This is a genomic window from Streptomyces sp. NPDC104106 (assembly GCF_055584345.1).
Genome location: NZ_JBVJMF010000023.1, coordinates 60,765 through 81,094, shown reverse-complemented (window position 1 = coordinate 81,094; position 20,330 = coordinate 60,765). Strand labels below are relative to the sequence as shown.

Below are 20,330 nucleotides of genomic sequence, written 5' to 3'. Positions count from 1 at the left end.
CGCAGGCCGCAGCCGGTCCGCCGGTGCGTGTCCGCGTCGACCTGGCACACCACCGTTCAAGGAGAACTCGCGTGCACACTGCCCCCGTGCTTGACCCCACCCACACCGCTCTTCTCGTCATGGACTACCAGCCCGCGATCCTGGCCTTTGTGCCCGAAGGCGAGGACCAAAACGCCCTGCTCGGTCGTGTGGAAGGGGCCATCGCCGACGTTCGCGCAACTGGCGGCACCATCGTCTACGTACGCGTCGGCTTCACCGATGCCGACTGGGACGCGATCCCGGCCTCCAACAAGTCCTTCGCCCCGCTGGCCCACCACCGCGTCATGCACCATGAGGACCCTGCCACCGCCATCCACGAGCGCCTGGCTCCCCAGGACGGCGACATCGTCGTGCGCAAGATCCGCTACGGCGGCATGTCTACCACCGACCTCGACCAGCAGCTACGCGAGCGCGGCATCACCACTCTGGTCGTCTCCGGCGTCAGCACAAGCGGCGCCGTCCTGTCCACCGTCATCGACGCGGCCGACCGCGACTACCAGCTCTACGTCCTGTCCGACGGCGTGGCCGACCCAGACACCGAAGTCCACAACGTCCTGCTCCACCATGTCTTTCCCTCACGCGCCCACATGATCGACACCACCGAGCTGCACACCCTGCTCCGGGCTGACTGACTCAACCCAGGAGCCGATCCCACCCCGCGGCCGCCGCACCCACCCGGTGTGTGGCGGCCGCTCAGACCTCCAGTGCCGACCCAGCAGCAGCCCGGAGCTTCACCGGCGGACAGCTCCAGGGCCTCGGGGCCGGGAGTGACGCCGTGGGTGCTGCTGCGGCAGGGCCGGTGGGAGCAGGCGCAGGACATCGCTGTGCGCAAGGCCGAGCAGTTGGAGCCGTCGTTCATGAAGGCGACCCCGGCGCAGCTGGCGGTGTACGGGAATCTCCTCGTGGCCGCCGCCCCTGCGGCCAGGCGGGACGCCCACGACGATGCCACAGCGTTCCTCACGGCGGCCGAGGCCGCCGCCGTCCGCAGCGGGCCCGTGCGCGCCTACGGGACGGCGTTCAGCGTCGTCGACGTCCGCACGCAGAAGGTGAATATCGCGCTCGCGGGCAACGAGCCGCGCCCCGATGAGGTGCTGGAGTTCGCGGGCGACGTGAACCTCGTGCAGATCTCCCGCCCGGTGCATTCCGCCGCCCATCGCGTCGACGTTGCGCAGGCCCAGTACCAGACCGGGGACAGCGAGGGGGCGCTGGCCACACTGCTGGACGTCGAGGTAGATCAACCGGAGTGGATCGAGTTTCAGGCGCTCGCCGCGGCCACGGTGCGGGAGATGCTGGAGACGGAGCGGCGCCGCTCCACGCCGCTGCGCTCGCTGGCCGCGCGCCCGGGAGTGGACCCGACGCTGCAGGAGGGGAGGACAACGCGTCCTGGTTCAGGGAGAATTGACGCCGCGACTGGTGGCTTACGTCACTGGACTGTGATGACACGCACACCTAGCGTGATTCGAGCATCCCGGACAGCCGCAGCGCCTTGAGCGAATCGCGCAGGGCAGTGGTCATCACGCTCACCGGGCGGCCTCCTCGGCGTCATCACGGCCCTGGTCGTCGCTCCGGCCCTCTAGGGTGACGAGGAGATCCGCGCCCGTACCTGCCGCCCGGCGTGACGGCATCCGCGCCCCGGTGCAACGTTGACCGCCCGAACAGGCCGTCCATACAGTCGACGTGCTTCCCCGCCAATGGCCTTCTCGGGACTGGAGACAGGTCGCGTGCTGGGACGACCTGTACGTCGACTCGTGTGCCATGGCGCTGGGAACCAGGGAACCGGTGGAAGCCGCGGTGGCGGACGGCCGTTACGATCCGGCGTTCCACCAGGCGCACGACTATGCGTCGATCTCGGTGGCCACCGGCCGCGACGCCGCGGACCTGGCGGTGGACGCCGCCCGGACCGCGCTCGCACGGTCCGGCCCGGATCGGCGTGTTCATCCGTACCTGCACGACCGCTCATGCCGGACGTCAGGATTCGCGCTGGGGGGCGCCGAGGTAGGTGAGAACTGCGAGGACGCGTCGGTGGCCGCTGTCCTCGGGAGGGAGGTCGAGCTTCACGAAAATGTTCCCGACGTGCTTGTGCACGGCTCGCTCGGTGACCACGAGGCGATCGGCGATCTCGGAGTTGCTGTATCCCTGGGCCATCATCGCGAGTACTTCGCGTTCGCGTTCGGTGAGCCGCGCCAGAGGACTGCCGCGCGTAGCGAGCAGCTGCCGGACCACCTCAGGGTCCAGTGCCGTGCCGCCGGCCGCCACCCGGTGCAGCGCCTCAAGGAAGTCGTCGACGCGGGCGACTCGGTCCTTGAGCAGGTAGCCGACGCCGGTGCCCTCGGCGAGTAGCTCTCGGGCGTAGGTGTCCTCGACGTATTGGGAGAGCACGAGGATCGGGAGACCGGGGACGCGTTTTCTGGCGCGCAGCGCGGCCCTGATGCCTTCGTCGGTGAAGGACGGGGGAAGACGGACGTCCACCACGGCCACGTCCGGCCGGTGGTCAACAGCGGCCATCACGAAGGACTCGGCGTCCTGGGTCGTGGCGAGCACCTCGTTCCCCAGGGCCTCCAGCATCGCGGAAAGTCCCTGCGCGAGCAGTGCGTTGTCCTCGGCGATCAGGATTCGCACGGGCACTCCACGGTGATCACTGTGGGGCCGCCGGGCGGGCTCTGCACCCCCAGCGCGCCGTCGACTGCCTCGACGCGTTGCCGCATGCCGCGCAATCCGGTGCCGCGGCCTTCGGCTGCCCCGCCTCGGCCATCGTCGATGATCTCCGCGCGGACCATGCCGCCGACCCTGGCCAGGGTGACCGCCACAGAAGCGGCGTGGCTGTGCTTGGCCGCGTTGGTGAGCGCCTCGGTGATGGCGAAGTACACGGCGACCTCGGCCTGCGCCGGTAAGTCGCCAAGTTCGCCGAGTTCCACGGTGGCGGGTATCGGGCAGCGGGCGACGACCGCCGAGACCGCGCCTGCGAGGCCCCGGTCGGCGAGGATCGGCGGGTAGACGGAGCGCAGCACGTCACGCAGCTCGGCCATCGCCTCCTCGGCGCCCTCCCGCGCCCGGGCCAGCAGCGGGCCCACCGCCGCGGGGTCGGAGCCGAGCGTCCGCTCGGCGAGCCCGAGCTGCATGGCAAGGGACACCAACCGCGCCTGGGTGCCGTCGTGCAGGTCTCGCTCGATGCGGCGTAGTTCGCTGCCGTGCGCATTGATCGCCCCGGTGCGCGTCCGGTCCAGCGTCGACACTCGCTCGGCAAGGATCGTGGCGGCCGAGGGGGCGAGCAACCATCGGCTCACGGACGCCTCCAGCTTGGCCAGCAGGGGCGGGCCGAACAGGGCAAGCAGGACGCTCAGCAGGAACTGAGGCACTCCGACGTAGATCGCGGATCCCCAGCCGTCGATCGGAACGTTCAGCATCAGCCTGACCGGCTCGTCCGCGGGGAACAGCCACCACAGGCATACGAGTACGAGCACGGCCGCCGGGAACAGGAACAGCACCGCGCCCATGAGCCCGAGCACGGTGCCCACGACCATCGTGCTGGGCGCCCAGCGCAGGTCGCGGCCGGTCGCCGGGTCCGCCAGCACCGCCATCAGGCGCCTTCGTGCGTGCGGTCCGGCCGGTGTTGTGGATGTCGCCGCCCAACGTCCCAGCCGTTCGCGCTCGCCGTCGGCCAGCCAGCGCAGCAGCCGGAGCTCGAGCGGCAGGACGAGCAGACCCACGCCGACCAGGCAGAGCACGGCCGAGTACATCAGCACGGGCACCAGCACGACCAGGGTCAATCCGCGGACGAACGTGACCGCGCAGTACCCGGCGGCACGGGCCGAACGCGCCGCGCTTACTCGCGCCATCGATAACTCATTCACGACGGGCCAGTCTTCCCCTCCTCGGCCTCCCGGCGCAGTGGTGTGCGCTACACCATTGGTCGGCGAGCGTGCGCGATCGCCTCGCTCACCCCGCGGTTCGTAGCGTCACGGCCATGAAACGAACGAATGCCTGGGGCAGCTCGCGCCCCGGTCTCGTCCCCTTCCTGGCGATCAGCTTTGTCGGCGCGTGGATCACCATGATCCCACTCTGGCTCGACGGCCTGCGTCGCACGAGCGCCGCGCAGGGGACGCCGCGGCTCGCGGCGCTGTGCATGATCCTCATGATGCTGGTGCCGGCGCTGACCGCCTTTGCTCTCACCGCGCGCCGCCAAGGGCCGCGCGAGGCCGTGCGGCTCCTCGGACTCACCAGAGCCACACCGTGGCGGCACGAAGTCCACTCCGTCGCGATCGCCCTCACGATCCCGCTCGGGCTCACCGCCGCCGGCCTGGCCGTGGCCACGCTGGCCGGCTGGTACACCCCCGCGCACCTGCCCGGGCCCGCCACGATCACGCCGCTCGTGCTGAGCGCGCTGGTGTCCATTCCGCTGTACTTCGGCGAGGAACTCGGCTGGCAAGGCTACCTGCTGCCCCGGTTGCTACGCCACGGCAGGACCCGCGGCCTACTGATCGGCGGCGCGATCTGGGGGGCATGGCACGTCCCGATGACCGCGCTCGGCGGAAGCTACCCCGGCCATCCAGTGCTGCTGAGCATACCCATCGCCGTGGTGACCGCCATGCTGCTCGGAACGGTGATCGCCACCGTCCGGTTGTCCACCGGGTCGGTGTGGGCGGCCGTCGCGGCGCACCTGTCACTCAACGAGTTCGCGCTGCCGCTGACCCGCGACATCTCGGCCCACCTCATCGACCCGCTGCTCGCCGGGCCGCTGAGCATCTCGACCTGGCCGACGAGCGCCCTCGCCGTGCTGGGCATCTGGCTGACCTCCCGACGAGGCGCCGGGCACCGTAGGCCCGGCAGCGGCGCAGCGATCAAGTACGCCAAGAAGACAGCGTCTCAGTAGGGTCCGGGACTGCCGCGGTGGCTTCCGCTCCGTTTCCAGCCCCCGCCACTTCAGACCGTACGTGCGTTGGGTAGGCCGCCAGCGAGGTGCCTGTGACCAGGTCCCCGGACGCGGTCGAGTTGGACGATGACGACGACGGCCAGGAGGAGCGACCGAAGGCTCTCCGCGCCGCTCACCGCCGCGCTCGAACCAGACAGGATGTCAGCCAGCGGTGACCAGCGCCGTGCCGTACTGCCGGCGGCCCGGCACCGGACACAGGTGTCAGGTGCCGGACCTGAACGCACCAGGAGGCCACACGACGTCGACGGCCAGCCCGGCCAGGCGGGCCGCAGCCACGGTGTCCGCCGTCCCGCCGCCACGGCCTGTGGGGGCGCTGCCGTCCCAAACGGCGACAAGGCGGTCCGCCCCCTGGAGAAGTCGGCGATTGGCCGCTTCGTAGGCGGCGTGGCCCGCGTGCTCGTACGGCAGGACCACCACTTCCGCGGCGGCGTCGCGCAGAGCGTCGAACGCGGCGCGGTCTGCGGGACGGACCACCGCTTCCCGGTAGTCCCGGGACGGGATGATCGCCGACAGTTGGCCTCCGAGCGAGAGGACTTCCTCGGCGAAGAGCGTGTCGGCACCGCGGGCCAAGCACGAGCGCCCCACCAGTGCGTTGTCGCGCAGGTCGGCCAGTAGCTCACGGAGGTCTGTGCGGATCCGACCGACTGCCTCGTCGGCCAGGTCCATGTGACCGGTGACGGCGATGGTGACCATGTGACAACCCGCTTCCGGCCGAGGCGATCTGCCCTTCACCCTAACCCGCTCCGGTGCCGGGGAGAGTCGGCGGTAGCGGGTGCCGCCGCCGTCACAGCGCGACGGCGGCGAAGCCGAGAAGGTAGGCCACAGCGAAGAGGAGGGGGATCCAGCGTTCGACACGGTTGAGCGGGAGATAGACGCGCCAGTCACGCCCCTCGCCGAGGGCGCGCCATTCGGCGGCCACGAAGGCGCGGGCCGGCAAGCGCTCCTCGAACGCTCCGATCACTTCGAACTTGCCTTTGTTCAACTGCTGGTAGGAACGGACGGTGATCCACCAGGTGGCACACATGCCCAGCAGGACCAGCAGGGCCGCGAGCGCGAGTGGGACCGGAGTCCCGCGGTGGTGCTCCTGGGGCAGCCAGGTGCTGAGGAAGACGAGGAGAGTGCTGTGGAGGGTCAGGAAGAAGGTGTTGGCGAGGTTGCGCCGGGCGCTGACCCGGTCGGCCATCTCCACGCACAGCTTGTACTGCTCGAAGACCGCGGCGTGATACGTCGCGGCCGGGTCGCGGAAGTTCTCCGCGTCGATGTCCTCGTTCCACAACGAGTCACTGATGCCGGCCATGTTGGTACTTCCCCCGTAGTTCGTCACCGTGCGCTCGTACAGGCCAGGGCCGCGACCGGCAGGCAACGGCCATGAGGCGCCCGCGCCGCCGCGTTCACAGCGGTGCACGCCCCGCTCCCTTACGCCGCGTTCTGGGCATGCTTTTGGGTCTGCCACGCGGTGACGCGCCTGACGATGAGGACGAGGAGCAGGCCGGCCACCGCGTAGAGCGCCGTAAGCAGGGTGGACACGTCCGCGTTGGACAGCACGTTCTGCTCGCTGTCGAGCTTCGAGGACATGCGCCATTGGATCGGCCTGACGACGGCGTTGGCGACGATGAACAGTGCCCACCAGGCCTTGATCAGGGTGACGGGGACGGACCGCCGGGGGGCACTTGCCCGCCAGACGTCCGATACGACCTGGTACGGGACCCACAGGTTGACCACGGGAGCGATCCAGCCGCCCACCGCCCAGCCCCGGGACCGGCGGAACGCGGCGGCACCGCTCATCAGCTCGGCGTTGATCCGGGCTCGCCACAGCCACACGACGAACGCCACGCCGGCCGCGATCCATACCAGGAACGACGGCCAAGACACCAGCTTCGCGAGGGCATCGGTGTCGGCGGCTTCAAGGTCCGCGGCAGTCGCTCTCCCGGCCAGGTAGTCATGGGCGACGAAATAAAGGTGCCAGTTGTAAGCCGAAACCACCACCTCACGCACAAGCGCCAACGTGATCAATACCGTCACGGCAGTGGCCGCACCGGTCACCACCCTGCGCTGCTCCCCACTGGCCGGACCTGCGCTCGTCGGCGTGTCCTGCTGTGAACCGTCCATGATCCTCCCCCGAAGATCGTTCGATCCGATTCGCACTGCTTCTGCGCACTGCTTGGGGCGCCGTGCCACTGGGCGCTGCCCTGTTGTGTCCCCTGTTTCGACGAACGTCATGCGGGACTGTCTTCAAAGATTGACGCTACCGAGGAGCGAACAGCTCCAGCGCCCGGAATCCCAGATAGGCCAGCAAGGCCAGGGTCGTGACCAGAGCTGAGCCTTTCCCCAACGATGTCTGCACGGCGAGGTTGGCCCTCCAGGCCATCGTCCGTCTACGGAGCCCCGCGGACGCCAGGGCGGCTTTCATGGCGCGAGCCAGGTGGTACGCGGGCGAGGCGAAGTTCGTCGGCCCCAGGGTGGCCTTCATGGCGCGGAAGCCGCGGCGCACGAGCGAGCCTCGCGAGGTCTTGGCACTGGGCACAGGCCCCACCGGGTGCACATGGGGCGTCCAGTCGGGAGCGAAGGTGATGACGGCGGCGGTCCAGGGATCGCTCCCGGCCATTTTGTTCAGCTGAGACGGGGACGGCAGGTGCTCGTCCAACCGTTCGGCCACTTCCGGCAGCCCGCTCGGCGCCAGCAGGACAAGCTTCCGCGCTGGCTGGGTGGCACGAGCGTGCTGGAGCTCCCACCACAGTCCTTCGCCCAGGCCCAGGCGCAGCACGATGAGTTGGGACAGTTCCATCAGCCGCAGCACCGCGGGCTGCCAGTTGTCGAGCGGCAGGTAGAACCGCGCCGCCCCGAGCTGAGGCAGCGGCTCTCCGGGTCTGCCCACCGTGATCACGGGGCCGACAGTGCCCAAGGCTCCCGCGAGCTGTTCCTCCCGCGAGTGGATGCCGGCGTACGCCATCGAGTCGTCGACCTGGGCCGCGGTGTCGTCGTCGGCGAAGCTACGTAGGTAGAGCACGGGTTGGCGGCCGTCGGCCAGCAGGGCCTGGGCCGCGCCCCGCGCCGAGCGCGGACGGGTGCAGCGCAGGACCAGGACCCCGGCCCCCAGCGCGGCCAGGCCACCGACCAGCAACAGCATGAACACCATCGGTGGCATCTTGTAGCCCTGCCGCTGTGCCGTGCTGATGGCGAAGACGCCCCCCGCGAACAGCACGTAGCCGGCGCCACTGGCCAGCAGGAACACCGGACGCCGCCACCACGGCTGACGCGGGGCGAACCGGCTGACCACACTGATGATCTCCGCGGCGCCCGAGCGGCGCCGCCGCCGCAGCCGCAGCGCCGGCCCGAGCAGCAGCGCGGCGGGCACTGTCCAGTACAGCGCGGTCGCGCGTGACGAGCCGAGTTCTCGGTCGAGCCGCGCCCGGTCCCGTTCGACATCCGACGCCAACCCAGCGACCCGCTCGCGGGCGGGGGAGACCCGGCCCTTCTCAACGTCACCAGTGGCGGAGGAGACCGCGGAGCGGCTCGCTCCAGACGGGGCGTTCTCCTTGAACCACGTGTCGCCCGCACGGATCTCGGCGCGGGCGGACACGTCCCCGGCGGCATACCGGTCCAGCGCGGCGGTGAACGCGGCGGCCCGTGCCGGGGCGTCGCGGAAGCGGTCGCAGGCCCGCAAATCCAGGCCCGCGCTGATCGCCAGGTGCAGCGCGACATAGGCCGTAAGGATCGCAACCGCCGTGATCAGCCGGGCCAACGCCCGTAAGCGCGAGGACACCTCGGCCCACCCCCGTCTCGCCGGCACCGCCATCCGGCGCGGACCGCGTCCCGTACTACCACCTCGCCCCACGGACTGTCAGCGCCAACTTCTGGGACAGTGCGTGATTCTCATAAATGGCCACATGAGAAGCAGCCGCCTCCTCCTCGGGCGGCGTCCGGTTTGTCCGGCCTCCTGGTTCTCAAGCGGCACCGACCTCCTCGTCACCGTCGAGGACCTGCGCAAGGCCGGCATCGCCCTGGAGTTCCTGAGCGGAGCCATCACCGGCCTGGAGGAGCGACTGCGGTCGCGCCTACGGCACCGGTTGTCAGCATGAACACAGCTGCGTCCGCTGCCCAGTTCTACGTGCATCACTGCCGTAATGTGCCAAGCCCCGCGATGCAGACGTTGCATGAGGCTCTGGAAGACGCCGACCCGGCGACCGGCTGGGGTGCGGTCCGGTACGAGCGGGCGCTCCGGCGCCAGGCCGACGCGAAGCAGCGGAGTGGGAGGCGCAACGCAGCAGCAGGGCGGGGCGGGGCGCCGCCGCCAACCGTCCCCGCTCCTGCACCGCATCAGGACACACTCGACTTCGGCTGACGCGACAGCGGGGCTGGACAAGATGGCGCCTGTCCGGCCCCGCTGCCCGGCCGGGAGCAGCCGCCGCCAGCTCTCGACCTGTGTCAGCGCGCCGTCAGCTGACCTGAACGGTGACCGGCGAGGATTGGAACGTGCCGGACTTGGTCGCCACCCGCACCTGCTCGGTGCCCTTCTTGGTGAACGTCCGCTTGATCGTGTAGGTGCCGTTCTTGTTGACGGCCGCGGTGGTCCTCAGCGTGGTCCACCTGCCGTTGTGCAGATGCTGGAGCACCAGCGTGGAGCCGGCCTTGATGCCCTTGACCCGGCCGGTGAACACCACGGTGTTGCCCACCTTGACGGCCTTGCGGTTGGCCGAGACGGTGATCGAGCCCATGGCGGTCGGTGTCCGCGACGGCTTCATGCTCGGGATGCCGGTGCGCGTTATGGAGGGCTTGGGCGTCGGCGTCCCGGTCACGGTCGGCGTTCCGGTCGGGGTCGGTGTCCCGGTCGCGGCGACGGCTCCTGCCGTACCGGTCGACAGCATGGCGGCGGACAGGGCGCCGGCGGCGAGCGCACGGGCACGGTGGCTTCGGGTGGAGCTCATTGTGGTTCTCCCGCTTGTCGTCGAAAGTCCCCCTGGGAGCGAACCGGCCACTCGGGCGGTCGCGAATCCAGGCTGGCCCGAGTGCGGCTGACCGGCATATCGAAGCGGACCCGCGAGCCGTTCAAACTTCTATCGCTTTGGGAGAATCCGCAGGCTGGACAACGTTTCCCCCTCCCCTCCTCGCTTACGATTCCCTTACCTTTTGTCACTGAATCGGCTCAATGACGCCACGGACAGTGAGGGTGCCAGGGCTTCCTGGGAGCTCCCGCTGTGGGGAAGTCCCGGCCCGCAGGTCATGGAGTGCTGACGGCAACAGTGATCGGCTTGCCCTGCGGAGGTGGCGTACAGCGAACGGCGAGTGGGGGATCTACGCGGTTGGCCTGCGGCCCCGGGATTCACAGCCATGACCTCCCGGGGCCGCCTTCATCGGCCGGTTCGCCAGGTGATGAAGGTGCGGCCGGATCTGCGCCGAGGACGCAGGAGATGCAGATCAAGGCCGCAGACACGCGGTGCACGCGTCGTCTCGTCTGCTCAACGCGGACGGGCAGGCCAAGGACACGGCAGCCGTCAACCCTGCTTGGCTGAGCTGACCGGTGGCTCCTCCGGCCCTGGACGCGAGAGGGCCTTGCCCTGGTCGACGACGCCCCCTTCGGCCGAGACAGTGCCGAAGGGGGCGAAGGGGACGGGTGCCGGTGCGTGCGCCGTCGGCACCCGACGGCGCGCGGGCCGCCGCGGTCAGGCAGTGGCGAACTCGGGGGCGATACGTGCCGCTGCGGCCGCCGCGTGGCGCTTGACCTGCTCCTCGTCCAGGTGGTCCAGGCCGAGGTCGGCCAGGAGCCGGTCGGCCTGCTGGCGGGCCAGCGCCTCCAGAGTGTGGGGCAGGCTCTGGGTGTCGGTCGGCTGTCCGGACTGCTTCAGTTTCTGGGTGGCTTCCCAGGCGGCCGCGTGGCCTGCCTGCTCCTCGGTGACGAGACGGTCCAGAAGGGAGCCGCCGTAGATCACGGTGTGCGCGTCCTTGTACTGCGCGATGCTCTGGGACACGGTTTCTCCTCGCATAGGGCCAGACCGGGCTCTTGCGCGCCGGCCGGTTACCACCCCAGACAAACCCGGCCCGGCGCCCCCGCGCCCGGCAGCGCCCCCCGAACGGGTGGCCTGCAGGGCGATACGCAGTCGAGTCGGTTCTGCCGCCACCCGGCACTTCCCCGACCCGACCTGCTCAAGAGCCGCATCCGCGGGGCGGGAGACCCGCGGATGCGCCGCCATCGCCCCGGCGGTCTCTGCGCTCCGAACCGTGTGCACCACTCCGACTTGCCCGGCAGTGCTGCACATCGTGCGAGCACCGCTTGCTTCAGGGGCGCGTGAAAGCCCAGCGGCGGTAGCACGTACTCCGTGCGCCGGGCGAATACGCCCTATAAGACGTCCAACCACGCCTCTTACTATCCGTACCGGATCAAACACGATACGTGTTCGCGTGTCGTGGCAATGCCAAGGGAGCACCCGTTGCGTCACAAGCCCCTCGCCACTCTGGCCGCGATCATCGCGGCCACCGCTCTCACCTCCACCGCCGCCATCGCGCCGTCCGCCGCCGCGCCCCGTTCATCCGTCCACTACGTCGCGCTCGGCGACTCGTTCTCCTCCGGTTCCGGTGCCGGCGACAACGACATGTCCAACTACTGCCGCCGCAGCCCCAACTCCTATCCCGCACTGTGGGCACGCGAACACGGCCCCGAGTCGTTCCACTACGCGGCGTGCGGCGGAGCCGTCACCGCCGACGTGCGCGCAGAGCAGGTGGCCGCGCTCGACCGCGACACCACGCTCGTCACGATCAGCATCGGCGGCAACGACGCCGACTTCGAGGGCGTGATCCTCGGCTGCATCCTCCAGCCCGTCAACGCCGAGAAGTGCGACACGGCACTCGACCACTCCGAGTCGGTCATCCACCACGCACTGCCCCAGCGCCTCGCCGACACCTACCGGGACATCAGGACCCACGCCCCCCACGCCCGCGTGGTCGTGGCGGACTACCCACACCTGTTCGACGCCACCACCGTCTGCCTGGCCGCCACCAAGCCGCGGCGGGAGCGCATGAACAAGATGGCCGACGACGCCGACGCGGTGATCGAACGCGAAGCGCACGCGGCAGGGTTCCACTTCGCCGACGTGCGCGGGGCGTTCCACGGACACGAGGTGTGCAACCCCGGCGGCCTCGCCAACGAGTGGATCCTGCGCATCAAGAACGACTGGGAGTCCTACCACCCGACCGCCACCGGACAGCGCCACGGATACCTTCCCCCGGTGAGCGAAGCCATCGGCTGAACACGCAGGCCGTTCCGCCACGCCGCCCGCCCTGAAGGCGGGTCGTCGGATTGCCGCTCCCGGTGTGCTTGGCCCAGCAGTACCCGTTGAGCAAGCGAGACCGCGCGTGCACCGTGTCTCTGCGGCCTGATCTGCGCCATCTCCACCCCTAGTGCAGGTCGGGCAGCACCTACGCCTGGCGAACCGCTGGCGCGGCTGACACCGGGCACGTCATGGCCACATGAGCCCCGGGGGCGCCGGTCAGTTGGCGGCGGCTTGGCCTGGGCCTCACTGGCTGTTCTCTATCCGCTCGCGTGGTCGGTGGCGCTCGAACAGCGTCCTGGTTCGGGTGAGTTGGCCGGTCCGCGTGCATGGAAGAAGGGCCTCTTGGTAGCTCGCGGTTGTCGAGTCCAGCGAGAAGCAAGAGGCCCTGTTGTCGAAGTGCCGCGTGGTCGCGGTTGCCGGGTCCAGTTCGTCCACTCGTGGGTGTGACTGTCTCGCTCATCGGTTCGGTAACGCGGCCGGCCGAGCAGGTCGCCGACCCCGGTATGGCTCGGACATGAGCGATACCGAGTGGGCACTGGTACGGGACCTGCTGCCGGTTCCGGGCTGGATGGCGGGCCGCGGCGGCAGGCCGGAGGGCTACTGCCACCGGCAGATGATCGACGCGGTGCGCTACCTCGTCGACAACGGCATCAAGTGGCGGGCGATGCCGTCCGACTTTCCGCCCTGGCCGCGGGTGTATGCCTTCTTTGAGGCTGAACCTCGAGAGTGGACACCGGATTTCGGCCAGCAACGGACCGAGACTTCCGTGCCAGCCGCTATCTCATGCCGGACCAGCGGAAACCGCACGTGAGGTTCGGAAAGAGAACGACCTCTCACAGTTTGGCGCCGAAGTCCTGCGTCCACCACGGGCCGCCGGTGCCTTTGTGCACGCCCACGCCGATGTCCTTGAACGAGCAGTTGAGGATGTTCGCACGGTGACCGGGACTGTTCATCCAGGAGTCCATGACGGCTGCGGCGGTCTGCTGGCCTTGTGCGATGTTCTCGCCGTAGGTGGACCAGTGATAGCCGGCGGCGGTGATGCGCTGGCCGGGGTCCACGCCGTCCGGGTTGGTGTGGTCGAAGAAGTGACGGGTGGCCATGTCGTCGGAGTGCCCCTGGGCCGCCTGCTGCAGTTGGGGATTCTCGGTGAGGGGGCCGCAGCCGGCGGTCGCCCGTTCCTTGTTGACGAGCGCCACCACTTGGCCCGCGACGTCCGTGGCGGGGGACAGGGTCTGCGTGGTGCGCGTCGGGGCGGGAGCCGGCCGGGCGGGCTGCCGGTCAGTGGGTCCGCTCTGTCTGACCCGGCTCTCCGCCTTCGCGTGTCGCGTCGTGCCAGGTTTCGACGGCGACGGCGACAGGGAGGGCGAGGCCGACGGCGACACATCACTGGTAGTGGGCGTGGTCAGGTCCGGCGCGGGTACGGCCGCTCCCTGCTGGGCACTCGCGCTGTCGGGCCGGGTGCCGGAATCCGTACCGATGTACCAGAGGCCACCGCCGACGACGCCTGCCGCGGCGACGGCGGCGCCGACGGCCCGGCGCCGCATGCGCCGACGCCGGCGGGACTGGCGTCGCGAGCCGGTCGTGCCCCGAACACCGTCTCGTGCCGGGTGCGGGCCGGATCCGGTGTCGCCGCCGACGGCTCCGAGCGGTGCGGCCGCACCTGCGGGGATCGAACTCCCCGAGGAGGCGGACATTTTGGCCGTCAGGGCGGTCGACACGGCGACCAGGGCCAGACCGGCCAGCAGGCCCTCCGCGGGCATCAGTCCGCTCCACAGGCCGCCGCAGAGGGTGCAGCCGCGAGCGTGCCGGGCTATTCGCTTGCGCCACAGAGCCGAAGGCCTGCCGTCCCATGGCTCCAGTACGGTGCGGAGTTCCTCGCACCGCGGTCGTGCGTCCAGCGCTCGTACGACCACGCGGGCGGCCTCGAGCTGAACCTTCATCCGCTGTACCCGCACCGCCGTGTGCTGGGGCGACAGCTCCAAAGCCGCCGCCACCTCGATCCGGGTGAGTTCCCCGGCACACTCCAGCCACCACAGTGACAACAGTCCCCGGTCATCGGGCTCCAGCCAGCGCGTGGCCCGCGCTGTCTCCTGGCGCTGTCCGGCAAGCTGGAGTCGGACGACCGTCAGGTCGACGAAGTCAGCACCCGGGTCGGCCAGATCCTCGGCTTCCTCCATCGCGCCCGGCGCGGCGCGCCGGTGCTGCCAGTGCGCCCGGACCTGGTTCATCGCGATGGCCACGAGCCAGGAGCGAAAGCGCTCGGGAGTACGCAGTTCGCCCAGTCCGTCGAGGGCGCGCAGCATGGTTTCCTGCACCACGTCGTCGACATCCACCGAGCCGTTCAGAGCCCGGCCCACGATGTTGTAGACCAGCGGGAGATACGCGTTGACCAGCGCGTCCTGAGCTTGCGTGTCGCCCTCTCGGGCGGCCGTGACCAGTATCGCCGTCTCCACCGCGTCCTGCGTGCTCATACCCATGCTTCCTGTCTTCGAGGCCGAACGATTGTGTCCGATACCTGGGAGATCACTCGACGCCTCTCGGATAACAGTTCCTCGGAAGTGAGTTTGAATAAGGTGTCCCGACTCCCCTGCCGCGACGCGTACCGTCCTGGTCTCCGTGGCCGCCGTTCATGAACGGGACGGCGGCTGGCTTCGCCTGTCTGCGCCCGCGCGGCCGTGTCGAGGTGTACGGTGCACCCCCGGCCGCCAGGATGGAGAAGTGGTACGGGAAGAAGGTGGTCGGCTCCGGCGGGGACAGGTCGGGCCGGGGCTCTACGGCGAGCGTGTGTTCCGCCCCCAGGACGTGGGAGAGGCGGAACGGATCGATCTCGGGGCGCTCGTCTACGACGCCACCACGTTCTCCCGTCTTCGGCAGCTGGGCGCCGGTCCCGGCATGCGCTGTCTGGACGTGGGCGCGGGCACCGGAACGGTGGCCCGGATGCTGCTGCGCAAGGCGGGCGTGGCCGAGGTCGTCGCGATGGGCCGGGACATCCGTTTCCTCGCCGCCGAGCCCGTCGCCGGACTCATCCCTCTCGAGGCCGACGTCACCTCCCCCTGCTTCGCCCCTGGGCTCTTCGACCTCGTCCACGCCCGGTTCGTGCTGATGCACCTGCCGTCCCCCGCCCGGATGGTGGAGCGACTCGCCGCGCTGCTCGTCCCCGGAGGCGTCCTCGTACTCAGCGACGCCGTGGACCTGACGACCGAGAACGCACCCCGGACGCCGTACACGACGGCCATGCGGGCGATGTGGCACGGTCTGCGGGCGACGATCGGGACCGATGTCTCCTGGGTGCCGGGCTGTCCCGGTCTGATGGTCGCGGCCGGGCTGGAGTCTGTGGCCGCCGAGATCCATGTGCCTCCCCTGCTGCCCGGCAGCCCCATCAGCCGGTTCTGGGCCGACACCTGGGACCGGGCGCGCGCCGCCATGGTGGGCACCGGCCTGGTGGACGACGCCGGGATCGACGAGGCGAAGCGGTGTCTGGAGGCGCCGGAGTACGCCGGTCTGTCCCCCGGCATGCTCACCGCCTGGGGCCGTAGACCGGCGACACCGTCGTGACCGGGGCGCCCGTACCCGCCGCCGAGCCGGCCGTGGAGACCGGACGGCGTTCCCCGGCACCGCTGCTGGCGGTGTGCACGGGGTACTTCATGGTGATTCTGGACGTGACGATCATCAACGTGGCCGTGCCCGTGGTGGGCCGGGATCTGTCGGCTTCGCTCACCGGTGTCCAGTGGATCACCGACGGGTACACCCTGGTCCTCGCCGGCCTCCTGATGACCGGTGGCGCGCTCGGTGATCGGCTGGGCAACCGACTCGTCTTCTGCTGCGGCGTGGTGGTGTTCACGCTCGCGTCGGCCGCGTGCGCGTTCGCCCCCAGCGCTTCCGCCCTGGTGGGGGCCCGGCTGGTGGAGGGGCTCGGCGCGGCACTGATCGTGCCCGGTTCGCTCGCCCTGCTCCAGCAGTCCTTTCCGGCGCCCGCGGACCGCTCGCGGGCCTTCGGCCTGTGGGGCGCGATGGCGGGAGTCGCCGCCTCCGCCGGACCGCTGCTGGGCGGGCTGCTCGTCACCACGGTGGGCTGGCGGTGGGTCTTCCTCATCAACCTGCCGGTCGGAACGGCGTGCCTGCTGCTCACGCTGCGGCACGTCGCTCGCTCCCCGCGACGCCTCGCCCGCGCTCTGGACTGGCCGGCGCAGTGCGCGGTGGTCGCGGCGGTGGCTCTGCTCACTGCCGCGCTCAACGAGGCGGGCCGCCGCGGCTGGTCCGATCCCGCCGTCCTCGCCGGACTGGCCCTGGCGCTCACGGCCGCGGCCGCGTTCGTCGTGCGCGAGCGGTGGGCGCACTCGCCGGCCCTGCCCCTGGCGCTGTTGTGCTCCCGCACGATGAGCGGCGGAGCCGCCGTCGGCCTGCTGTTCAACTTCGGCTTCTACGGCATGGTGTTCACCGCCAGCCTGTACTTCCAGCATCAACGGGGGTTCAGTGCCCTGCGGACCGGGGCGGCGCTGTTCCCGGCGGTGGCGATGACCATGTTCGCCTCTGTTCTGTCCGGGCGGCTGTCCCGCCGCACCGGAGACCGTCCGCTGGTCGTCTCCGGGATGCTGCTGGCGGGGCTGGGGCTGGCCGTGTGGGCTGCGGCTGGGGCTGATGCCGCCTATGTGGTGCTGGTGGCTCCGATGATGGCGGCCGGCTTCGGCACCTCGTTCGCCCTCACGGGTTCGACCGCCACCGTGATGGCGGCCGCGCCCCAGGCGTACTCGGGTGCGGCCTCCGCCCTGTTCAACACCACCCGCCAGATCGGCAGCGCCACCGGCGTGGCCCTGGGCGGCAGCCTGCTCGCCACAGGCGGCGATTTCGGCACGGGACTGCGCATCGCCATGGCCGTGGGCGCCCTCGCCTACCTGACCGCGGCGGGCCTCGCCGTGCGGTGTGTGCCCGCGAGGGGGGCCGCCCAGGGGTCTGACCGGGACAGGCGGTAGGGGTCGGGCGCTGCAGGCCACGACTCACCGAGGTCGTGCGGGTCCGTGCGGAGGCTCGTGGGCAGGGTCTGCGAGGCCGCCAGAGCGTGCGGCTGGGCGATGTCCTCGTACCTGCCGTGCGCCTGTTACGAGCGTGGAGAGCGGGCGTTTCGCCGACGCGACCTGCTCCTTCGCGTACCGCGTTTCCCTACTGGGCTGAGCGCCCGTGCCCTACACCGAGGCGTTGTCCCCGGCCGGCGTCGGCCGGGCGCTCCGGGCGGACGGATCGTGCTGCGCCGGCAGTACGGCTCGATGGTGCCGGGCGGCCCCGGCCGCGGTGTAGGAGGAGGCGAAGGTGTGATCTGGTCCTCGCAGGCCCCAGCCCTGCCTCCGAACCAGCTCAACCGCGACGGGACAGCCGACGGCCCCCGCGTTTTCGCCCCAAAGCCCCGATCCGCCGGAATAGGTGCGTTTTAACCGCTTATAGGGAAATGCTGGTGTGCGGTGCGCTGCGCTCGCATGGTGGAACCTGGCCCCCGCCGAGAGCGCTGCGCATACTCGGCGGCGGCCAGGGGTGACAGGTGGCGCGAGACCGGCTTCACGCCTCGCGCGACCGGGGGCGCGCCCTGTGCCGACGACCGTGGACGGGTCGACGCGGCGGTCGAGAGCCGGGAAGCTTGATCGTTCTCAAACCACGGCGGTCCAGGACCCGCACGGCACGAGTTCAGAGGTCCTGGACGGCGCGCAGGGCTTGGTCCACCCTGGCCATGACCGCGGCGTCGACGGCGCCGAGGAGCTTTGCGCCCTCGAAGCGGGTCAGGCGCAGTTGCTGGATGTTGACGGCAACCGCGGTGCACGGGATCGGATCGCCGATCACCACCGACATGGCCGTGTCGGGGTAGCGGCCGTTCTCGTGCAGGACGATCACGAGGAGGGCTCTGTTGGTCACTGACCCACCGGCTTTCCGGGTCACTGACCCGCCCGCCTTCGGGGACCGGCCTTTGGATCACTCGTTCGAGCAAATCCGTTGAGAAACGCGATACATCGCGTTATGGTGTGTTGTGTGGCCGCCGGACCGCCTGCCCGCACCGCACCACGCGATGCCCGGGCGCGCCCCAGCGCGCGCACCCAGCCCATCCGGAGGATTGCAGATTCCAGGAACTCCGGACGCCCCTTTTCCTGACGACGTGGAGACAGACATGCCAGGCGCCATCTATGCCGAAGGTCTGGTGAAGACCTTCGGCGACGTAAGGGCTCTGGACGGCGTCGACCTCGATGTGCCCGAGGGCACGGTCCTCGGCCTGCTCGGGCCGAACGGCGCCGGCAAGACGACGACCGTGCGTTGCCTGACGACCCTGCTGCGCCCCGACAGCGGCAAGGCGGTCGTCGCGGGCGTGGACGTGCTCAGGCACCCCGACGCCGTGCGCCGCTCCATCGGCCTGTCCGGCCAGTTCGCGGCGGTCGACGAGTATCTGACCGGCCGGGAGAACCTCCAGATGGTCGGCCAGCTCTACCAGATGCGCGCGAAGGCGGCCAAGGCACGCGCGGCGGAGCTGCTGGAGCAGTTCCATCTCGCGGACGCCGCCGACCGCCCCGCCAAGACCTACTCCGGAGGCATGCGCCGTCGGCTCGACCTCGCCGCGGCCCTGGTCGTCTCACCGCCGGTGATGTTCATGGACGAACCGACGACCGGCCTCGACCCGCGCAACCGCCAGCAGCTGTGGGAGGTCATCAAGCAACTCGTCTCCGGCGGTACGACGCTGCTGCTCACCACGCAGTATCTGGAGGAGGCCGATCACCTCGCGCACGACATCGCGGTGGTCGACCACGGCCGGGTCATCGCCAAGGGCACCTCCGACCAGCTCAAGGCCCGCACCGGCGGCGAGCGCGTCGAGGTCGTGGTGCACGAGCGCGAACACATCGCGACCGCCGCGGCCCTCCTCGGCAGGTACAGGGTGCGCGGCCTCGGCAACGGCGAGACCACCATCGAGGAGCACACCCGCAAGCTCACGGTCCCCGTCACCGGCGGCGCCAAGCTGCTCGCCGAGATCATCCGGGAGCTGGACGCCCGCGGGATCGAGATAGACGACATCGGCCTGCGCCGCCCGACCCTCGACGACGTCTTCCTGTCGCTGACGGGACACACGGCCGAGACGGCCGGCCAGGACACCGGCGAACCGGTCGAGAGCCGGCCCGAGAACGGCAAGGAGACCGTGAAATGAGTACCGCCACCCAGGCCGTGCGCGTGACCCCGCCCGGCAATCCCCTCGCCCGGTCCGTCCGCGACTCGATGGTCGTCGCGAAACGCAATCTGATCCGCATGTCCAGGATCCCGGAGATGATCATCTACGGGCTGATCCAACCGATCATGTTCGTGGTGCTGTTCACCTACGTCTTCGGCGGCTCCATGCAGATCGGCGGCAGCACCAGCGCCGCCGACTACAAGAACTTCCTGATGGCGGGCATCTTCGCGCAGACGGTCACCTTCGCGACCGCCAGCTCCGGCGCCGGTATCGCCGACGACATGCACAAGGGGCTCATCGACCGCTTCCGGTCCCTGCCGATGGCCCGTGGGGCGGTGCTGACCGGGCGTACGCTGGCCGATCTGGTGCAGACGGCGGTGACGCTGGTGGTGCTCGCGGCGGTCGCCCTGCTGGTGGGCTGGCGGGTCGGGTCCGACGGTGACACCAACGTCGGCAAGGTGCTCGCCGCCTTCGGGCTGCTGCTCCTGGTCGGCTACGCGTTCACCTGGATCGGCGCCCTGATCGGCATGTCGGTGCGCACCCCGGAGGCGGCCACGTCCAGCGGCCTGATCTGGCTCTTCCCGGTCACGTTCATCTCCAACGCCTTCGTGGACCCCTCCCACATGACCCCGTGGCTGCGGCACGTGGCCGAGTGGAACCCCTTCAGCGCCACCGCGCAGGCCTGCCGCGTGCTCTTCGCCAACCCCGGGCGGTCCACCTCGCACGCGTGGCCCATGGAGCATCCCGTCTGGGCCTCGCTGATCTACTCGATAGTGATCATCGCGGTCTTCCGCACCCTCGCCGTGCGCAAGTACCGCTCGGCCACCGCCTGACGGCCCGGCCCCGGCACCCCGCTCCGCACACGGCGAGGCCCCGGCCGTGCGCGCGACGCGGCGGACGCCCG

Annotated in this window: 20 protein-coding genes; 10 read left to right on the top strand and 10 right to left on the bottom strand. The window is 70.2% G+C overall.

The features are described 5' to 3' along the window. The first annotated feature begins 86 nt into the window (after positions 1-86). Entirely contained in the window at positions 87-671 is a 585-nt protein-coding gene (locus tag ACZ60X_RS37150; RefSeq protein ID WP_469608471.1) for a cysteine hydrolase family protein, read from the top strand. A 147-nt stretch (positions 672-818) separates the two neighbouring features. After that, positions 819-1,529 (top strand): hypothetical protein, encoded by a 711-nt coding sequence (locus ACZ60X_RS37145; RefSeq protein ID WP_469608468.1) that lies wholly within the window; start codon positions 819-821, stop codon positions 1,527-1,529. Positions 1,530-2,007: 478 nt separating this feature from the next. Here ACZ60X_RS37145 and ACZ60X_RS37140 read toward each other — a convergent pair whose 3' ends face one another. Together ACZ60X_RS37140 and ACZ60X_RS37135 are read right to left on the bottom strand one after the other, a co-directional pair. Then, positions 2,008-2,658: a LuxR C-terminal-related transcriptional regulator gene (locus ACZ60X_RS37140; protein ID WP_469608465.1), complete on the bottom strand. Its 651-nt coding sequence runs from the start codon at positions 2,656-2,658 to the stop codon at positions 2,008-2,010. Further along, a complete protein-coding gene (locus ACZ60X_RS37135; RefSeq protein WP_469608462.1) occupies positions 2,646-3,875 on the bottom strand; it encodes a sensor histidine kinase in 1,230 nt (409 codons plus the stop codon). The genes ACZ60X_RS37140 and ACZ60X_RS37135 overlap by 13 nt, the downstream gene beginning before the upstream one ends. A gap of 83 nt (positions 3,876-3,958) precedes the next feature. Here ACZ60X_RS37135 and ACZ60X_RS37130 point away from each other — a divergent pair, with 83 nt between their 5' ends. Continuing rightward, entirely contained in the window at positions 3,959-4,909 is a 951-nt protein-coding gene (locus ACZ60X_RS37130) for a CPBP family intramembrane glutamic endopeptidase (protein WP_469608459.1), read from the top strand. A gap of 261 nt (positions 4,910-5,170) precedes the next feature. Here the strand turns inward: ACZ60X_RS37130 and ACZ60X_RS37125 are convergent, their stop codons facing one another. The 4 genes from ACZ60X_RS37125 to ACZ60X_RS37110 form a co-directional block, all read right to left on the bottom strand. Next, positions 5,171-5,662: a hypothetical protein gene (locus ACZ60X_RS37125; RefSeq protein ID WP_469608456.1), complete on the bottom strand. Its 492-nt coding sequence runs from the start codon at positions 5,660-5,662 to the stop codon at positions 5,171-5,173. A 91-nt stretch (positions 5,663-5,753) separates the two neighbouring features. Beyond that, positions 5,754-6,266, bottom strand: coding sequence for a RipA family octameric membrane protein (locus tag ACZ60X_RS37120; RefSeq protein ID WP_469608452.1), 513 nt, complete (start codon positions 6,264-6,266; stop codon positions 5,754-5,756). A gap of 119 nt (positions 6,267-6,385) precedes the next feature. Continuing rightward, on the bottom strand, positions 6,386-7,078 hold the full coding sequence (locus ACZ60X_RS37115; RefSeq protein WP_469608450.1) for a DUF4328 domain-containing protein: 693 nt from the start codon (positions 7,076-7,078) through the stop codon (positions 6,386-6,388). Between the two features lie 136 nt (positions 7,079-7,214). Continuing rightward, complete coding sequence (locus ACZ60X_RS37110; protein WP_469608447.1) at positions 7,215-8,732, bottom strand: transferase; 1,518 nt, start codon at positions 8,730-8,732, stop codon at positions 7,215-7,217. A 124-nt stretch (positions 8,733-8,856) separates the two neighbouring features. Between ACZ60X_RS37110 and ACZ60X_RS37105 the strand changes: the two genes are divergently transcribed. Then, a complete protein-coding gene (locus ACZ60X_RS37105) occupies positions 8,857-9,048 on the top strand; it encodes a hypothetical protein (protein ID WP_469608444.1) in 192 nt (63 codons plus the stop codon). 357 nt (positions 9,049-9,405) lie between these two features. Here ACZ60X_RS37105 and ACZ60X_RS37100 read toward each other — a convergent pair whose 3' ends face one another. Both ACZ60X_RS37100 and ACZ60X_RS37095 read right to left on the bottom strand, forming a co-directional pair. Beyond that, entirely contained in the window at positions 9,406-9,894 is a 489-nt protein-coding gene (locus ACZ60X_RS37100) for a hypothetical protein (protein WP_469608442.1), read from the bottom strand. Between the two features lie 735 nt (positions 9,895-10,629). After that, the gene (locus ACZ60X_RS37095) at positions 10,630-10,935 is read right to left on the bottom strand and encodes a DUF3759 domain-containing protein (RefSeq protein ID WP_469608439.1); all 306 of its coding nucleotides are present in this window, start codon (positions 10,933-10,935) and stop codon (positions 10,630-10,632) included. A 459-nt stretch (positions 10,936-11,394) separates the two neighbouring features. On the opposite strand from ACZ60X_RS37095, the gene ACZ60X_RS37090 reads away from it, so the two are divergent. Together ACZ60X_RS37090 and ACZ60X_RS37085 are read left to right on the top strand one after the other, a co-directional pair. Continuing rightward, a complete protein-coding gene (locus ACZ60X_RS37090) occupies positions 11,395-12,210 on the top strand; it encodes an SGNH/GDSL hydrolase family protein (protein ID WP_469608437.1) in 816 nt (271 codons plus the stop codon). 538 nt (positions 12,211-12,748) lie between these two features. Beyond that, positions 12,749-13,045: a transposase gene (locus ACZ60X_RS37085; protein ID WP_469608434.1), complete on the top strand. Its 297-nt coding sequence runs from the start codon at positions 12,749-12,751 to the stop codon at positions 13,043-13,045. Positions 13,046-13,067: 22 nt separating this feature from the next. Here ACZ60X_RS37085 and ACZ60X_RS37080 read toward each other — a convergent pair whose 3' ends face one another. Beyond that, positions 13,068-14,705: a sigma-70 family RNA polymerase sigma factor gene (locus ACZ60X_RS37080; protein ID WP_469608431.1), complete on the bottom strand. Its 1,638-nt coding sequence runs from the start codon at positions 14,703-14,705 to the stop codon at positions 13,068-13,070. A 313-nt stretch (positions 14,706-15,018) separates the two neighbouring features. Between ACZ60X_RS37080 and ACZ60X_RS37075 the strand changes: the two genes are divergently transcribed. Both ACZ60X_RS37075 and ACZ60X_RS37070 read left to right on the top strand, forming a co-directional pair. Further along, a complete protein-coding gene (locus ACZ60X_RS37075) occupies positions 15,019-15,789 on the top strand; it encodes a class I SAM-dependent methyltransferase (RefSeq protein ID WP_469608429.1) in 771 nt (256 codons plus the stop codon). Beyond that, the gene (locus tag ACZ60X_RS37070; RefSeq protein WP_469608426.1) at positions 15,786-17,204 is read left to right on the top strand and encodes an MFS transporter; all 1,419 of its coding nucleotides are present in this window, start codon (positions 15,786-15,788) and stop codon (positions 17,202-17,204) included. Before ACZ60X_RS37075 ends, ACZ60X_RS37070 begins: the two co-directional genes overlap by 4 nt. Before the next feature lie 703 nt (positions 17,205-17,907). Here the strand turns inward: ACZ60X_RS37070 and ACZ60X_RS37065 are convergent. Then, on the bottom strand, positions 17,908-18,132 hold the full coding sequence (locus ACZ60X_RS37065) for a hypothetical protein (RefSeq protein ID WP_469608424.1): 225 nt from the start codon (positions 18,130-18,132) through the stop codon (positions 17,908-17,910). Positions 18,133-18,382: 250 nt separating this feature from the next. Between ACZ60X_RS37065 and ACZ60X_RS37060 the strand changes: the two genes are divergently transcribed. Together ACZ60X_RS37060 and ACZ60X_RS37055 are read left to right on the top strand one after the other, a co-directional pair. Next, positions 18,383-19,405: an ATP-binding cassette domain-containing protein gene (locus ACZ60X_RS37060; RefSeq protein ID WP_469608420.1), complete on the top strand. Its 1,023-nt coding sequence runs from the start codon at positions 18,383-18,385 to the stop codon at positions 19,403-19,405. Continuing rightward, positions 19,402-20,259, top strand: coding sequence for an ABC transporter permease (locus ACZ60X_RS37055; protein WP_469608418.1), 858 nt, complete (start codon positions 19,402-19,404; stop codon positions 20,257-20,259). Before ACZ60X_RS37060 ends, ACZ60X_RS37055 begins: the two co-directional genes overlap by 4 nt. The last annotated feature ends 71 nt before the right edge of the window (positions 20,260-20,330 follow it).